Origin of the sequence: Aquirufa sp. (genome assembly GCF_044377215.1) — a bacterium.
Lineage (GTDB): Bacteria > Bacteroidota > Bacteroidia > Cytophagales > Spirosomataceae > Aquirufa.
The window spans coordinates 1-17,109 of sequence record NZ_JBILJM010000040.1; the positions used below are offsets into that span (position 1 = coordinate 1).

The following is a 17,109-nucleotide window of genomic DNA, read 5'->3' on the forward strand; positions in this document are numbered from 1 at the left end:
AACGAATATTACCTCGAAATTAGAGCAAGTCATCAACGATGAATTTCCATCTTTGATCCATGATAGTGCGATGAAAATCAAGATTTCGGGTTGTATGAATGCGTGTGGCCAACATAGCATGGCGTCAATCGGATTTCACGGCTCTTCTTTGAAGGCGGCAGATAAACGTGTTTTACCTGCCTTGCAAGTTTTAATAGGAGGCGCAACGTTAGGCAATGGCGACGGACGTATCGCGGATAAGGTCATCAAAGTTCCTTCCAAAAGAGGTCCTCAAGTATTGCGCGTGTTGTTGAACAATTTTGAAGAAAACGCACAAAACGGCGAATACTTCCACGAATATTACGATCGCCAGGGCGAGAAATACTTCTATAATTTATTGAAACCAATTGCGGATTTGACAACGTTGGTAGATTCGGACTTCATCGATTGGGGTGCGACGGATAGTTTCGCAACAGAAATCGGCGTAGGTGAATGTGCCGGAGTGATGATCGATTTGGTAGCAACCTTGTTGTTCGAATCGGAAGAAAAATACGAATGGACAGCCGCGGCTTTGGAAGACAAACGCTGGGCGGATGCCATCTACCATGCCTATTCGGTCTTCATCTCAGCTTCCAAAGCGTTGTTGTTAGATAAATCCGTAACGGTAGCGAATCAAAGTGCGGTCATCAACAAGTTTGAGGAGCATTTTGTGGCGACGGGAGAATTTGCGATTGAGGCTGGGACCTTCCCGGAATTGGTTTTGCAGATCAACCAAAACGAACCATCAGAGGCCTTTGCAATTCAGTATGCCGCGCAAGCACAGACCTTTTTATCGGCAGCCACATCATTCCGCCAAGCCATCGCATGAAAAATTTAAGTCACTTCAGAAAATTAGAACCGCAACCCCGCTTAACAGTGGTGGGTGCAGGGCCTGGTGATCCGGAATTGATCACGTTGAAAGCGATCAAGTCGATTGCATCTGCTCAGGCAGTATTGTATGATGCGTTAGTGGATATCAGTTTATTGGCGCATTGTTCACCTGTTTGCGAAAAAATATTCGTTGGCAAAAAACCCGGCGAGAGTCATTCGCAAGCAGCCATCAACGAATTGATCGTTGAAAAAGCCTATGCCCTAGGACACGTCGTTCGCTTGAAAGGTGGCGACCCCTTCGTGTTCGGTCGAGGACAGGAGGAAATCGAATTCGCGAAATCGTACGGACTTCTGACCGGATATATTCCCGGCATCAGTTCATCCTACGCAGCGCCCGGAGCGGCGGATATTCCCTTGACGGTTCGTGGGGTGAATGAAAGTTTTTGGGTGATGACCGGTACTAAATCGGACGGTTCTTTATCGGAGGATTTGAAATTAGGCTTGCAATCCACGGCGACGTTGGTGATTCTGATGGGGATGAATAAATTGGTCGAAATTGCATCCTTATGCCAAACCTACGGTAAGGGTGACATCTCAGCCGCCATCATTCAAAATGGCACCATGGCTAATCAGCGCATTGGGATATCAACGGCTGCAGAGCTTGAAAATTTGGCCAAAAAAGAAGACCTTCGTAATCCTGCCATCATCGTGATCGGCGAAGTGGTTCGCCACGCGAAGCCGGAGATGTGGGAGAAAATTTTAAAAAATTCACTGAATCGCTAAGCTTTGGCAAACCTTGAAGGTTTGCCAAAGCTAAACGAGGAAATAAACCTTTTCGTATGTCACAAAGACTTAACATATCCTCCGGATCCCCATTTGAAGACGTTTTCGGCTATTGCCGAGCCGTAAAAACAGGAAACTTATTGGAAATATCAGGTACGGTTGCCATCATTGATGGCGAAAAAGTAACCGCTGACGATTTGTATGCGCAAACATATAATATCATTGAGCGCATAGCAGTCGTATTGGAAGAAGCAGGATCGTCGATTAAAGATGTGGTTCGTACCCGTATTTTCACCACCGACATATCTCAAAATTTAGAAATCGCCCGTGCACATGTACACTTTTTTGGCGATGTAAAACCTACAACCGGGATCTACGAAATCTCCGCTTTGATCGCTCCGCAATATAAAGTGGAGATTGAATTCACGGCATGGGTGGGGTAATGCTCTTTGGCAAAGCTCCTGGCTTTGCCAAAGTTATAAGTATGCTAGCGCAAGAAAAATAACTGATACCATGTGTGGGCCAACTTTGGCAATGCCGAAAGCTTTGCCAAAGAAAAAAGACGCAAAGTATTGTGTCTAAAAAGAAAAATCAAGAAATACCATGCATGGGCCAACTTTGGCAATGCTGAAAGCTTTGCCAAAGAAAATGCTAGCGTCTAAAGTCCAGCGTCTATTTTAGCAGCTTCCCTTTTCAACAACTCCGCCGCTATCGGTACCACGCCTAATAACTCACAGACCAAGCCTCCGCCCAGGTTCGCCAATTCCGCGATTTGTGCTGGTTTAGCACCTGCCGCTAGTGCACATGCCGCAATGGAAATTACCGTATCTCCCGCACCGGAGACATCCGCGATTTGACGAATGTGCGCTGGGATAGCAATCTGCTCCGACGCGTAATCCATATACACCCCGCGCTCAGAAAGCGTCACAAATACACCTCCAAAATTTTGAGATTCTTTGAATTTCTTAACAGTCGCAGGTAATGCCAGCGCGCTCAAATCCGAAGATTCCAAGCCCAAACCATCCCGCAACTCATGTAAATTTGGCTTAAATAAAGTCGCGCCCCGATAGGCAAAAAAGTTCTTCTTTTTCGGATCTACGACCGTTGGGATTCCCGCCGCCTTCGCCAATCCCATCACCTCCTGAATCAATCCCTCACGCAATACCCCCTTGTCGTAATCTTCAAAAATAATCACATCAACTTTAGAAATAGACGCTTTGATGGCGGTCAATAAAGCAGCCGATGACGCCTGTAAAATCTGCGCCTCAGTCTCCGAATCCACCCGAATGAGTTGTTGGGACCCCGCGATTACACGCTCCTTTACGGTAGTAGGCCGACCGGCCTCCTGGATGATTCCGTCTACCGACAAACCTGCGTCAACTAAAATTTGCAACAACGAAGAACCGGTCGCATCATCTCCGATCACAGAAAAAACGAGCGGCTTCGCACCTAAGCTCGCCACATTCAACACCACATTTCCCGCACCACCCAAACGCGATTCCCGCTTCACCACATTCACCACTTGCACCGGTGCCTCAGGCGAAATCCGACTCACCTTTCCCCACGTATAGGCATCGACCATCAAATCTCCAATCACCATCACCCGCAGCTTCGAAAAGCCCTCAATAATTTCAGCTAGTGCGCTCATAAATTAACCTCCTATCGTCGTCATCGATTCATTAATAACGCTCTTTCTATTTTTTTCAGCCTCAAAACCATCAAGAGGCCGCTTTTGATACAATCCCAATAATACATCACGCAAACCTTCATCCGAAATACCCGCGCGAAGATGTGCCTTCAAATCAAAAACGCCATCATCATATAAACAGGTTTTTACTTGGCCTTTGGCAGTCAATCGCACGCGATTACAACTTCCACAAAAGGTTCGCGAAAACGCAGCAATAATACCCAAATCCCCCGCATGACCAGGAATTTCATACCGATTTGCCGTCTCTCCACCCCGCATTAATACAGGTTTCATATCCGCATAAACCGTTTTCAACTCTGCCAAAATTCGGCCATGATTCCAAAACAAGGTACCCTCCACCAAGCCCGAACCATTAAATGGCATCTCCTCGATATACCGTACTGAAATCGGCAAGTTTTTTGTCAAAGCCGCCAAAGCCAATATATCCTGCTCATTCTGCCCCTTCATCACCACCGCATTGATTTTTACCTCAAAACCAGCCTCCACTAAACACAGTAAATTTTGGTATACCACCTCATAATCATCCCGACGCGTTATCTGCTTAAAACGATCCCGATCCAACGCATCCAAACTTAAGTTCACGGAGCGAATGCCCAAGGCCTTCAACTGATCTATATACTCCCCAATCAACACCCCATTACTCGTCAAACATATTTCCAAGCCAGGTAGCGTCGAAATCTCGGTCAGAAAATCCATTAATCCATTGCGCACAAATGGCTCTCCGCCCGTTATCCGCACCTTCTCGATTCCCATCCCATGCATCACCCGAACCACACGCACCATCTCCGGCCAAGTCAACAATTCCCGCTCCGGCATGTACACAATCCCCTCCGCAGGCATGCAATACGAACAACGTAAATTGCAACGATCCGTCACCGCAAGACGTAAATACGTCATCGGCCGACCGTGATTATCCAAGAGTTGATTATCTTTACCCATTCGACGCGCAAATTACGAAAAATATGGCCACCTATACCCTGCTTCTATTCGGCATTTGCCGAGATCTTCTAAAAAAAGATCAAATAACAATCGAAACCCAGGGACCAATCGAAGCTTATGCACTTTTGGAAATCACCAAAAACACCTATCCAGCCTTACGAACTTTACCCTCACTTCGCCTCGCGGCCGACCACCATTTTCCAAAAACAGATTTTATCGTCGAAGAACACATGGAAATTGCCTTAATTCCACCCGTTAGTGGCGGATAATTGCCCATGATTCCCTACGAAATCAGTAGATTATTTTATCTTTGCAGATTCGAATAATGTAACGCATGCCTGTACCGAATGTTTTTCTGGCACTCCTCACAATACCTTGGCTTTCCGCCCTGGTAATCGCGCTGATTCCAAAAAATATCCAGGCCAACACATCCATCATTTTAGCCGGAATCTTTACCTACCTCGCCTTTAAAATAGGCCATATTCCTGAGCAAATCATCGCCTATCCCTGGTTTACACTCGGTGGCAAATCCATTGAAGCAAGTTTTTGGATCAATGCCCACGCCCAATTAGTACTTCTACTCGTCAGTATTGTGGCAATTTTCGTACAGATTTTTTCCAAATCCTACCTAGCCAAAGACCCGAATGTCGGTCGCTACTACAGCTATTTACACGTGTTCATAGGCGCCATGACGCTATTGATTTTAACCGATCAGGTCTATCTGTTCTACGGTAGCTGGGAACTCGTGGGCGCTTGCTCGTATTTATTAATTAGCTTTTGGCATGAAAAACCAACAGCAATCAAAGCCGCCAAAAAAGCATTTTTACTCAACCGAATCGGGGACATTGCACTTCTATTCGGGATTATTGGACTCAGCAATTATTTCGGAACGACGAGCTTTTCCAACATGCATGGAACAGCCCCAGCGTTTATTGGCATCGCAATCATCATCGGCGGAATCGGTAAATCCGCGCAATTTCCACTCATGTCCTGGCTGCCCGATGCGATGGAAGGACCTACGCCGGCATCGGCTTTAATTCACGCAGCGACCATGGTAGCCGCAGGCGTATTCGTGGGGATTCGGATTTTCCCATTCGTAGGCGAGGAAACCCATCTTTTCATGGGAGCCATCGGAGCGATCTCCCTCGTTTCTGGTGCCTTTTTCGCCCTATTCCAAAACGACATTAAAAAGGCACTCGCTTATTCGACCATCTCCCAACTTGGCCTCATGTGGCTAGGGATGGGTTCTGGCGCTTCCCTTTTTCATCTATATGTACATGGCATCTTCAAGGCTGGACTTTTTCTAACAGCCGGCTCTGTCATTCATTACCTGCATAACCAAAAAGCCACGCATCACTTAGACGCCCAAAGCCTCACGCACATGGGTGGCCTACGTAAACAACTCCCTATTAGCTTTATCGCCTACTTGATTTTTGGCGCCGGTCTCATGGGTATTCCGTTAACAACTGGTTTTTACAGCAAAGAAAACATCGCCGGTTTCTTATGGGTGTCGGCCCAAAACAGTGCCTTTTCGAGTTATTACTACGTTTTACTAGGTGCTTTGGCGCTAGGGATGGCGCTGACGGCGACGTATATATGCCGACAAACCTACTTGATCTTTTTAGGCCAAAATAGGGGCGGACATAAATTAGAAAATTCGGAAACACAGTGTTTTCAAATCATACCTATCTGTTTACTGATTTTCTTTAGCTTATTTTTCTGGATTTCAAATAATCCGATAGATGTAGAGAACTCGCTTTTCATAACCTACTTCCGTGTGGGAAGTTATCCCATTCCTTCTTTTTGGTTGGCAATTACCGCCGGCACTTGGGTACTTGGGATCTTAGCCACAGCATTGACTCGCCACTGGATCCCTGCGAAAAATTATCAGTTTGCTGGATTTATTTGGCCTAATACATATCAATTTGCGCTATGGATTGGCCGTAAAACACATGTTTTTGACGTCCGCGTACTTGACAGAATCGTAGTCAAAGTAACAGAATTGCAAGTTATCATTGCACACCTTTCCGCCTGGATTGACCGTCACATCGTCGATGGGATCGTGGATGGAATTGCATCATTTAGTCAAGCCTTGGGTGCGCGCGTGCGCACTTGGCAATCCGCTCAAGTTCAAAAATATTGGATTTGGGTTGTTATCACATTGATTTTCATCCTACTTTACCTGCTGTATTAATGGGAAATATATCATTACTTATTGTTCTACCCGTAGTAGCCGCACTCATCGCGGGTTTCGGAAAATTAGGTGCGACCTACACCCGCCTACTTGCTTTAGGAGTTATAGGGATTCAAATCCTTGTTTTGGCAAAAATTGCACTCGTTTTTGACCCATTACAGGTAGGTTACCAGCAAAGCGAATCCATTAGCTGGATTCATTTAAATCTAGGTAATCTAGGCCAATTCGTTTCGCACTATGCCGTGGGCATAGACGGACTCAGCATGGGACTAGTCCTTTTAACAGGCCTAATCAGCTTTGTCGCGCTCTGGAATTCAAGCGAAATTAACACCAAAATTGAAGCCTATTATGCACTCGTGCTACTGCTCAATGCATCGCTTATGGGCTGTTTTGTCGCGCGAGACATGTTCCTATTCTACGTATTTTTTGAGTTTATGTTGCTGCCCATGTATTTTTTAATCGGAATTTGGGGCGGACCACGTCGAAATTATGCGTCCTTAAAATTCTTCATTTATACGTTAGTTGGCTCAATATTCATCCTCATTGTGATGCTAGGCATTTCAATGGCTTATATGGATCCTTACGAAACGGCCTTGGCAATGCAGAAAATTGGGCCCAACCAATCTTTTGGCCTAGAAGCCTTGCAATCCATGCAAACGGCCTTAGCCGCCCATGAAATTACACCCAACCAAGTCGTGCACAGCTTTGATTTCCAAGCATTAAGTGATCCTTTGAACTGCCAACCAAATAATCTATTCAGTCCACAATCCGGATTTTTGTTGGGCGGACTATCAGGTCGGGCTTGGGGATTCTGGCTATTGTTCATTGGTTTTGCCATTAAATTACCACTCGTTCCCTTACACACTTGGCTTCCCGATGCACACGTGGAAGCGCCCACGCCCATTTCAGTATTACTGGCAGGTATCTTATTAAAAATCGGTGCGTATGGTTGGTTGCGTATGGCGATCCCTTTCTTCCCAAATGAGGCCTTAGATTCTGCTAGAGTCATGGCTGGATTAGGCGTTTTATCCATAATTTATGGCGCGTACAATGCGCTGGCAATGAGTGACTTAAAGAGATTAGTTGCTTATTCATCTGTTTCACACATGGGTTTCGTGCTTTTGGGAATCGCCTCATTTACATCAGAAGGCTGGCAGGGGGCCATTTTTCAGCTACTTTCGCATGGGATACTTTCGTCCTTATTATTCTTAATTGTGGGCGTTCTATATAGTCGGACCGGCAATCGTCAAATCGATAATTTCGCTGGTCTCGCCACGAAAATGCCTTGGTTCACGGTTGTTTCGGGTATTGCCATTTTCGCATCCCTGGGCTTACCGGGATTCTCTGGGTTCATCGGTGAATTTTTCAGTTTGATGGGCGCTTTCACGAGTCCGTATTTAATGCCCATCTATGCAATTTTAGGTGGATTGGGAATTCTCTTGGGTGCAGGATATTTGCTTTGGACATTTCAAAAAATATATTTGGGTAGCTATTTTGTGCGTGAAAGCACGTGGGTAATGCCCGACTTGACATTGCTTGAAAAAGTAAGTCTTTTTGGGTTAGGTATCTTGAGCATCATTTTCGGAATTTTCCCGGGAATCATTTTTGAGCTAAGTGAAATTTTCGTAACTAACAGCCTGAATTTGATTTTTCACTAATGAAGGTGTACATCCTTCAAAATTTTAATTAAACCTATCAAACAAAGACTATGAAAAACAATGTTAGTCGGAGAGAAATCCTGAAAAGCTCAGCTGGATTAGCAGGCTTAGGGGTATTCGGTTCATCCATGGAGGAGCGCTTTAAGAAAGCAGACATCGCCGTGGGTGCAGACCTAAAAGGAAAAGTACAGCATTCGGCTTGTCGGTGGTGCTATGACAAAATTCCATTTGAGGAATTAATTGTAAATGCCAAACGCATTGGCTTATCTTCCATCGAACTTACCGGTCCAGATGATTGGGAAATTTTGAAAAAATACGACATGACTGCGGCAATTGGTTGGGGCAAATACCCGGCCGGCATGAACATTCCAAACTTCTTTAACCGCGTTAAAAACCACGATGGGCTGGTTGGCTTTTATGAAGACATCATCCCAAAAGCTGCCAAAGCAGGCGTAAAAAACATCATTGCTTTTTCGGGAAACCGCGATGGCATGAGTGATGAAGACGGTTTGATCAATTGCAAAAAAGGATTGCAGCGTGTCATGAAGACCGCGGAACGGTACGATGTAACGATCTCCATGGAATTATTGAACTCCAAAGTAAACCACAAGGATTACCAGGCAGACACCACGGAATGGGGTGCAGCGCTTTGTGAGATGGTTGGTTCCGATAAATTCAAATTACTTTACGACATCTACCACATGCAAATCATGGAAGGGGACGTAATTGCTACGATTAAGAAATACTACCCATATATTTCCCACTACCATACAGGTGGGGTTCCGGGACGTAATGAAATCGATGATACGCAAGAATTAAATTATGCAGCAATCATTCGTGCGATATACGATACGGGCTATAAAGGGTATATTGGCCAAGAGTTTATTCCAGCGCGCGCCGACAAAATGGCGTCGCTAGAACAAGCCGTTAAAATCTGCGATATCTAACATGGCTTACAAAATTTTTGAACCAGCTTCTGATCAATAGAAGCTGGTTTTTTTTATGCCAATAAATTGATAATCTGACGTGTCATTCCAATTTCGAATGAGGGCATGGACTTGTCTCAATTACCTTGCGGGTGTAATCCGCTTTGATCGAGAAATTCCTTGTCCTATGAAAAATTTGATACTATTTTTAGCTTTCCCTTGGGGTTTATTGGCCCAATGCCCGGTGATTAGCCAACAACCCAGTAATCAAACCGATTGCGAAACTAACTCCATTCGCATGATCGTTAGCAGCAATGCTACCCAATTTCAATGGGAAAAGAAACGTCCAACTGACGCTGCATTCACGAACATTTCAGGAGCAACGCAAGCAAGCTACCAAATCTACCCATCCGGTGGAACGGTGCACCCTAGCGGTACACAATACCGAGTAAAATTAAATGCGACATCGTGCTTGGTGATTTCAGAGGCCGCTTCAATTACGCTCCACACCATTACAAACATCATCAATCCCGAAATTTGTGAACGAGGAAATGGGCGCTTAGAGGCACGAATTCCGACCGTCAATCAAGCGTCTAATTTTCAATGGGCTCTATCTGTAAAAAATGGCCCATTTGAGGATTTAGTTGATAATGGAACCTACTCGGGGACAAAAACCCCTAGTTTAACGATCAATAATGCGCTTGCCCCAATGGATACATATCGCTATAAAATTCGAATGACATTTGAAATCACCCCAAACAATGATAACGAAGGATCGCTGACTAATCAAAATCAAGTAAGTAGCTGCCCGCGAAGTTCAAACGATGTCTTATTGCAGGTAAAAGTTAGCCCTATACCAAATCATGCGGCGAGTTTATATAAAGGCTGCTTAGATCAGCCCATCACCCTTAATTCCACCGGTTGTTTCCCCTATACCACACAATGGTATGACCGTGATGGAATTCCAATGACTCAAGGAGCGAAAGCGACCGTCATCCTCCCCGATCCCAACCCGCGGATCTATACGGCCACCTGTTTAAAACTAGGCTGCGAAAGTCTTCCCTCCCGCGGCACGAGCGCACAAGCTTTTAGTCGGCCTAGCGCCCCCACAAACACGGGAACACCCGAATCAATCTGTGCGAATCTTCCCATCATATTCAAGGCATCAGGTGGTACAAACAATATTTGGTATCAAACTGCGACTGCAAGTACGGCCGTATCTACTGCAACACAAATAACCGTCATCGGTCCGACACCAGAATCAATCGTAACACGATTCGTGAGTCAGTTGGTGAATAACTGTGAGAGCGCGCGAACAGCCATCATTGTCCGCATTAAATCAAATGTGGAGTGTGGGGTTATCACGGATACGCCGACTCCACCGACTACTATTCCAACGATACCGAATACTCCACCTACTACACCGACTACTCCGCCGATCCCGACTATGCCACCTTTACCGGAAACTCCACCATCCACACCAGACCCTGTGGTTGAAGTACCACCCATAAAAGAACCGGAAATACCGCGAATCTCTTTTACGCTTTCTCCGAATTGCGGAAAAGAGACGTACCAACTAACCGTCATTGGATGCCCAAATACACCTCAAATTTTCAATCAATATGGCCCCGAAAAGCTCCTCGGCTTAGGCGAATCTACCGCCATTTCCGCAAGCTTTGAAACCTATGTACAAATTAGATGTCCAGGAACAGCAGCACCACCGATTCAAGTGACACTTCCCGAAATGCAGAGACCAATCATATCTATTGAAACTAGCTATGCAAATTTTGCATGTAGTGGAGATGACATTAAACTTCAGGCTATCCTTCCAACCCATACGGGAATCATCGGCTGGGAATTAAATGGACATCTATTGGTCGAACAACCGATTATTTCGGGTCAGCTCCGACCTGGATTTTACCAACCAATCGTTCAGAAAAACGGCTGTATCCATCGAGGAGATGGCATGTATATTGAGGTACACCAAAGACCTGCACCGCCAATAGTCTCACTTTCAGCATCAAAAATATGCCTCGGGGATACGGTTCAAATTCAAACAAATACGCCTGCCATCAAATGGATAAATCATGCGCCTACAAACCAAGAATTTATCGGACGGAACGTGGGCTCCTACACTTTCTCTGCCCAAACAGCTATCGACGGAGTTTGTTGGTCCACACCTAGTAGCCCAATTTCACTACACGTCCAATCGGTACCCCAACCTGCTGCCATTATTTTCCAACGGCAAGCAGGTTTCTGCAAAGGTGATTCGACTAAACTACAAGCAGATATCCCTAGCCAGAAATATGCATGGAATTCAGGTGACAGTACCCAAACAAGGTATAGCAAAACGCCAGAAATAAATCAAGTAAAATACCAAGACCCCAACGGCTGCTGGTCGGCATGGAGCGCCCCAATCACCTCGTTCCATTTCCCAGCTGAACCACAGCCATTTATTCGGGCGAATCCAAACCGACAGTTTTGCCATGGTGCTTATGCAACGATTCATGCAACACCCGCTTTTCGCTATGCCTGGAATACGGGAAGTACAGAAGATAGCTTGGTGATTAGAAACTCAGAAAAAATTACATTGAAAACCCAAAACGAATATGGTTGTTGGTCCATCCCAAGTCCATCCCTAACCATTGAAGCCAGACAAAATCCAAGGGTACCATTACTTGAAAAAATGGGCTCATACTTTTTGCAGGCGCGTAATGTAATCGACCAACCTGATCGCTACGTTTGGGCGTTCAATGAAGGAAACCTAAAAGATTCGCTTAGTCAAATCAAGTTAGTCAAATCAGGGATCTACGGTGTAAGCGCGCTAAAATATTATAGATTGGATGGGGCTTCCTCCATCACGTGCAAATCCGAATTTAAATTTTATTCCTACACACTTCCGACGGAATTAGCAGGTATTTCAATCTATCCAAATCCGACTCAAAGCACCTTACTTTCAATCGAAATTCTTACCAATACATTAGAAAGTAACATTGAAATAATTGACTTTCAGGGACATATCATACAACGCTGGGAACTTGGCTCCTCCGCTTTTAGGCATCGAATTAGGCTGGCAGAAAATCTACCTAATGGAAATTATATTTTGCGTTTTGAAACAGATGAAGGAATAAAAACAAGAATTCTGTCTGTGCTAAGAAACTAGTTCATTATTCATAAATACCTTTAGCGATCTTCTCACTAATCGATTTAGGGGACACCCATGCAAGAAATGCCCCGATTTTATTAACCAAACCGGTAATCACTTCAACCTTACCCGCCAGCATTCCGGCAACAGCGAGTTTGGCAACTTCTTCAGGAGTCATCGTAACTTTCTCGGCTGCCTTACGCGCCTTCGCTTGTAAGTTAGCTCGATCGTTGAAATTAGTCGTTGTTGCACCCGGGCTTACGACAGTGACAATAACCCCTTTTGATTTCCATTCATGATGTAAACCTCGAGAGAAATTCAAAACAAAAACTTTCGATGCTGCATACAAAGTCATATTCGGAATCGCCTGATAAGCGGAAGAACTAGCTATATTAAGCACGTGAGCTTTCCCTTTCCCCGCTAGATACGGAAAGAACTTTTGACACATCTCGACCAAGGAGTGCATATTGACTTGCATCATCTTTTGATTTTCCTCGAAAGAATACGAGTCGAATTTGCCCACCAAACCAAATCCGGCATTATTTACTAAAATGCGCAAATCGATTTGTTTGGTTTCGACCCAATCGACGATACGGTCAACTGCCCCTTGCTCGCTTAAATCACTAACCAGGTAATCCACCTGAACAGGGTATTTTTTCTCCAACTCTTCCTTAACCATTTGTAACTCGTACGAATTGCGAGCAACAAGCAACACATCATAGCCATTCATGGCTAATTGATGCGCAATTTCTTTTCCGATTCCTTTACTTGCTCCGGTAATTAATGCGTACGACATAAGATATGGATTTAATAAAAAAAGCCCATTGCTGGGCTTTTTTTCGAATTAATTACTTCTTCGGTGCAGCTGGAGCAGCGGGGGCCGCTGCGGCTGGAGCTGGAGTTGGATTAAAATAAGCCTTGATATCTGGATCTTCTGGCTTAATTTCTTGTGCTTTGGTGAACAATTCTCTCACTTTAGCTTCATCTTTGGTCACCGACAATTGATATCCACCTAAGAATTTATATGCTTCAAACAATTGATTTTTATCCTCTTTATATTGAGAGCTCTTCTCCGCTTTTTGTGTTTCCACAGCAGCGATAAACTTCTCATACCAAGGAGCTCCTAACCATTTTGTCCCTGTAAAATCAATAAAGTTATTTGCGCGGGCGCGATTGATATAAAATGGAGGCCACTTATCATTGACCTCAATTGCCTTCGCAAACATTGAATCTGCGCGCATAGCCATCGCAGGGCGGCCAACAGTATCCGCCTTATTAATGTAGGCAGCAGTTAAATAGTAATCCATGGCAACTTTAAAGTAATCACCAGAACCTACAGTCTGCGCTTTTTTGACTTTCCATTGGATAGAATTTACCCCTGCAACCGCAGCATCGCTGTAACGTTTTTGCTTGTAACGAACATCATGAATGATCGAGTAAACGTTGTTGTTTGTGTCTAAAGGAGCCGCTTTTTCCAAGTACATCAGTGCGATTGAATCCTTTCCTAACCCTTGATACCCTTTTCCAAAGTACAAATCATCCATAAAGAAAGGCTTCACCCCACGCTTAACCATACCGTCTAGGTTATCAATACCTTGTTGGAAATTACCCATTTCAACATTTGAATACCCACGCATACGGAAAATATCATTATCCTTAACCCCTTTTTTATCCGCCTCATCCGTGAACTTCATTGCACCTTCATAGTCCTTAGATAGGAACAACAATTTGGCTGTCTCCAAAGTAACTTCTGGTGTTGCTTCTGCTTTCTCCAAATAACGACGGAAATAACGCGATGCATTTTTATATTGACCTCCGATGATTAAATACTCACCATATTTCCGTTGAGCTGGCGCATAATTTGAATCTAAATCAATTGCCTCTTTGTAGCGCGCTTGCGTTTCTTTATAATTCTTTCCACGCAAATAAACCGTTCCAATCTTAACCTTAGCCTTAATGTTTCGTGGGTCTTGCATCAAACCTGTCTCATAAGCCGTCACCGCATTTCCTCCATCATTCTTAATCAAATACGCGTCCCCCTTTACAATGTAATGCTCGACAGTTGGCAATTTCTTGTCCTTAACCAAACGCTCTTGAATCAAATCAATTAAGCGAATAGCCTCACCTGGATCGTTATTATTCGCATTAAAACTGTCTTCTTTACCTAAAATATAATACATCGCATACGCCTCAGCAATACGATACATGACATCAATGTTTTTAGTTTTTGTATCCGCTAGAATTCGGTCGAATTCTACTTTGGCGGCAGATACATTGTTTTGGCCAACGAGAATTGATGCCAAACCAACTTGATTTAAATAATTTTTTGGATCAGCTGCTTTACCTTTTTCGAATGTGGCTTTAGCGTTATCCCAATCGCGTTGCGTTAGGTAATAATACCCTAAATAAAAATAATTTTCACCCGTAGGAGCTGCAGAAACCAACCCCTCAAATACTTGCTTCGCCCGACTTGGCTGATGGCGGTCAATTAAATGTAGACCATCCTTAATCGTTTGCCCGAAAGTTAAATTGGTCAATAAAAGACCTATTCCCAAAAGCCATGATTTCATTTTCATCATTCGTATTTTAATTTTTTGTGTAACGTAATTTTCTTAGGCGTAACATTGAAAAGTTCAATAAATTACTAGTAAAGTTTAATAAAATTAAAGAGTGGTAAATTTAAGCATAAATCTTGAAAACTTACAAACAACAGCTCCTAAATATGTGCTTATTGATTGATTTGATACTGACGAATCGTGATAGGGCGGGTCAAAGGAATCAACCCCGCTTTCAAAACGATTAATTGTCCCATGTCTCCGCACACGTAATTTACAAATCCAGTTCCTAAACCTGAATGCGATTCTTTTAAAATCATTTTAATCTCCCGACGCAATGGATATTTCTTTAGAGCTAAATTATATCCAAATGGTTGATAATAATCCTTCCCATTCGCTGATACTGATAAGACATGGATTGAACGAATAAATCCCAACGATGTAGGATTTTCGCCATCACTAATCCAATTAGATCCAATAATTCCCAACGCATTTTTATGGGATTGTACGTATTCAATCACTGCCTTATTGGAACCTACCTCAGCCACCGCCAAACCAGAATTCCCTAAACTAAATTGGTCAACCAAAAACTTGATGTTACTAGAATTGGCTTTGTCCACAACCAATTCAATGTCCTTTCCATTTTTCGCAGTACCATTCAGCAATGACTTCAAGCGATCGAGCGTTATCAGGGTATCTTGATTTGATTTATTAACAATAAGTGCGATACCATCAGCTGCAAACTTAAAACTACGATATGTAATTTTCTTCCGTGCGAAAATACCTTTTTCTGCTTCCGTCAATTCACGCGAAACCACAACAGATCGAACTTTATCATTAAGCAAGTCGGCAATAGCCTCATTCTCCGGCTTGAACACCAGATTCAATTTGGCAAAATGATAATTTTCCTCAAATGCAGCCTTCTCTGCCTTAATCAGCGGTGAAAAAGATTCATCTACGCCAATCTGAATAGAACCTGTAGCGGGTCCATCTTTGGGCACATCATTCGCCGCGCCTCCGCAAGCGGTAACTCCGATTAAGGCGAATAGAAATAATAAAATCTTACTCTTCATAATGCCCATAATTTTGATCACTCATTTCTTTATAATACAAATAGGCTCTCCAAAGTCTGAAAAGACCGTAGATAAAAAATAATATTCCAAGCATCTTGACGATAGGTATACCCACAAAATCACCTAATTGAAATTCGGATAACAACGCTACGTAAGCCCCAAGCAAACTATAAGCTAAGGCGACGACCACGCGGAATAAAATATTTACACTAACAGCTATGGGTAGTTTCATATAATGTTTAAACAATCAGACCTGCCAAATGAACATTTAGCAGGTCTGATAAAATCTAATAATCGAGATTATTCAGATAGTACGAACGTGATCGGTTGCGTAAAACGTGAACGCACTGCGCGTCCAGATTGCTTACCAGGAGTCCATCTTGGTACCGATTTAATTACACGAACTGCTTCCTCATCGCAACCAAAACCTACAGACTTTAACACTGTCACGTCTTGGATAGTTCCGTCCGTATTTACTACGAATTGAACATAAACCTTACCACCTACATTGGCACGCTGTGCCGCAGATGGATAACGCAAGTTACGCTGTAAGAAAGCTCCGAAAGCACGAGGACCACCAGGGAACTCGGCATTTTGCTCAACCGCTGTAAAGATTTCATCTTCAGCAGGTTTAGGCGGTTCTACTGGCTCAGCACCTTTAGCATCTGGGTCGACTGGCGGCTCATATGCTTCAGACTCTCCTTTAACCGTCTCAGAAGCAGTGTTACCCTTAACCTCCTCAGGAGGTGGCTCAGGCTTTGTTACTTCCTCATCAGGCTTAATTTCTGGAGGTAAGAACTTCGTAGTAGTCACCTTAGGAATTTCTTTGGGTGGTGGTGGCGGTGGCGGTGGGGGCAACTCGACTTTCTTAGGAGGAGCTGGCTTATCCAGTTTCATTACTTCAGCAGTCACCTCAGTCTTATCTTCTGATGCGGCAGTCAACTGTTTCCAGAAAGCTGCAATCAAAAGAGCACCGACAAAGAGTGCAGAGCCTAGTAATACCGACCGCTTCATTACCTTGGGATACGTCTTCCGAAGAACAAAAGCACCGAATTCACGGTTTTTGTTCTTGAAGATAATATCATCCAAAGTAGTCTCTTGGCTTATTACTTGTGACATAATATTCGTTTAATTTAAAATTAATTAATAGGTCTATTTACCTGATTTTTTTATCAAAGCCTCCGTATCCGGATCAATTTCCAATATAGCATACCGCTTGTTATTGGTAATCGCACACTCATCAAGCATATCAATCATATTCCGATATTTTGCTTTTTTA

14 protein-coding genes and 1 pseudogene are annotated in these 17,109 nt (G+C 43.8%); 8 read left to right on the plus strand and 7 right to left on the minus strand.

Features of this window, described 5'->3' with window-relative positions; genetic code table 11:
• From ACIQ6T_RS10170 to ACIQ6T_RS10180, 3 genes and pseudogenes are all read left to right on the plus strand, one after another.
• Positions 1–847 (plus strand): annotated as a pseudogene (locus tag ACIQ6T_RS10170) (nitrite reductase); the annotation flags it as partial.
• The gene (cobA, locus tag ACIQ6T_RS10175; protein ID WP_395786032.1) at positions 844–1,632 is read left to right on the plus strand and encodes a uroporphyrinogen-III C-methyltransferase; all 789 of its coding nucleotides are present in this window, start codon (positions 844–846) and stop codon (positions 1,630–1,632) included. The pseudogene ACIQ6T_RS10170 and the gene cobA, both read left to right, overlap by 4 nt.
• 56 nt (positions 1,633–1,688) lie before the next feature.
• Positions 1,689–2,075 carry a RidA family protein gene (locus ACIQ6T_RS10180; RefSeq protein WP_395786034.1) on the plus strand — a complete coding sequence of 129 codons (387 nt, stop codon included), beginning with the start codon at positions 1,689–1,691 and terminating at the stop codon, positions 2,073–2,075.
• A gap of 215 nt (positions 2,076–2,290) precedes the next feature.
• On the opposite strand, the gene ACIQ6T_RS10185 is transcribed toward ACIQ6T_RS10180, so the two are convergent.
• Together ACIQ6T_RS10185 and moaA are read right to left on the minus strand one after the other, a co-directional pair.
• Positions 2,291–3,280, minus strand: a complete 990-nt coding sequence (locus ACIQ6T_RS10185; RefSeq protein ID WP_395786036.1) for a bifunctional heptose 7-phosphate kinase/heptose 1-phosphate adenyltransferase — start codon at positions 3,278–3,280, stop codon at positions 2,291–2,293.
• Positions 3,281–3,283: 3 nt separating this feature from the next.
• On the minus strand, positions 3,284–4,279 hold the full coding sequence (gene moaA / locus ACIQ6T_RS10190; RefSeq protein WP_395786038.1) for a GTP 3',8-cyclase MoaA: 996 nt from the start codon (positions 4,277–4,279) through the stop codon (positions 3,284–3,286).
• Positions 4,280–4,302: 23 nt separating this feature from the next.
• Between moaA and ACIQ6T_RS10195 the strand changes: the two genes are divergently transcribed.
• From ACIQ6T_RS10195 to ACIQ6T_RS10215, 5 genes are all read left to right on the plus strand, one after another.
• Positions 4,303–4,548, plus strand: coding sequence for a MoaD/ThiS family protein (locus ACIQ6T_RS10195; RefSeq protein ID WP_395786040.1), 246 nt, complete (start codon positions 4,303–4,305; stop codon positions 4,546–4,548).
• A 65-nt stretch (positions 4,549–4,613) separates the two neighbouring features.
• A complete protein-coding gene (locus ACIQ6T_RS10200; RefSeq protein WP_395786042.1) occupies positions 4,614–6,473 on the plus strand; it encodes an NADH-quinone oxidoreductase subunit L in 1,860 nt (619 codons plus the stop codon).
• Positions 6,473–8,131 carry a NuoM family protein gene (locus tag ACIQ6T_RS10205; protein WP_395786044.1) on the plus strand — a complete coding sequence of 553 codons (1,659 nt, stop codon included), beginning with the start codon at positions 6,473–6,475 and terminating at the stop codon, positions 8,129–8,131. The genes ACIQ6T_RS10200 and ACIQ6T_RS10205 overlap by 1 nt, the downstream gene beginning before the upstream one ends.
• Positions 8,132–8,181: 50 nt before the next feature.
• The gene (locus ACIQ6T_RS10210) at positions 8,182–9,078 is read left to right on the plus strand and encodes a hydroxypyruvate isomerase family protein (RefSeq protein ID WP_395786046.1); all 897 of its coding nucleotides are present in this window, start codon (positions 8,182–8,184) and stop codon (positions 9,076–9,078) included.
• A 166-nt stretch (positions 9,079–9,244) separates the two neighbouring features.
• Positions 9,245–12,220 carry a T9SS type A sorting domain-containing protein gene (locus ACIQ6T_RS10215; protein ID WP_395786048.1) on the plus strand — a complete coding sequence of 992 codons (2,976 nt, stop codon included), beginning with the start codon at positions 9,245–9,247 and terminating at the stop codon, positions 12,218–12,220.
• A gap of 4 nt (positions 12,221–12,224) precedes the next feature.
• On the opposite strand, the gene ACIQ6T_RS10220 is transcribed toward ACIQ6T_RS10215, so the two are convergent.
• From ACIQ6T_RS10220 to ACIQ6T_RS10240, 5 genes are all read right to left on the minus strand, one after another.
• A complete protein-coding gene (locus ACIQ6T_RS10220) occupies positions 12,225–12,998 on the minus strand; it encodes an SDR family NAD(P)-dependent oxidoreductase (RefSeq protein WP_395786050.1) in 774 nt (257 codons plus the stop codon).
• A 52-nt stretch (positions 12,999–13,050) separates the two neighbouring features.
• On the minus strand, positions 13,051–14,781 hold the full coding sequence (locus tag ACIQ6T_RS10225) for a tetratricopeptide repeat protein (RefSeq protein ID WP_395786052.1): 1,731 nt from the start codon (positions 14,779–14,781) through the stop codon (positions 13,051–13,053).
• A gap of 149 nt (positions 14,782–14,930) precedes the next feature.
• Positions 14,931–15,830, minus strand: coding sequence for a PstS family phosphate ABC transporter substrate-binding protein (locus ACIQ6T_RS10230; protein WP_395786054.1), 900 nt, complete (start codon positions 15,828–15,830; stop codon positions 14,931–14,933).
• Positions 15,820–16,062, minus strand: coding sequence for a hypothetical protein (locus tag ACIQ6T_RS10235; RefSeq protein WP_395786056.1), 243 nt, complete (start codon positions 16,060–16,062; stop codon positions 15,820–15,822). The genes ACIQ6T_RS10230 and ACIQ6T_RS10235 overlap by 11 nt, the downstream gene beginning before the upstream one ends.
• Positions 16,063–16,130: 68 nt before the next feature.
• Entirely contained in the window at positions 16,131–16,844 is a 714-nt protein-coding gene (locus tag ACIQ6T_RS10240) for a TonB family protein (protein ID WP_395786058.1), read from the minus strand.
• Positions 16,845–17,109: the final 265 nt, after the last annotated feature.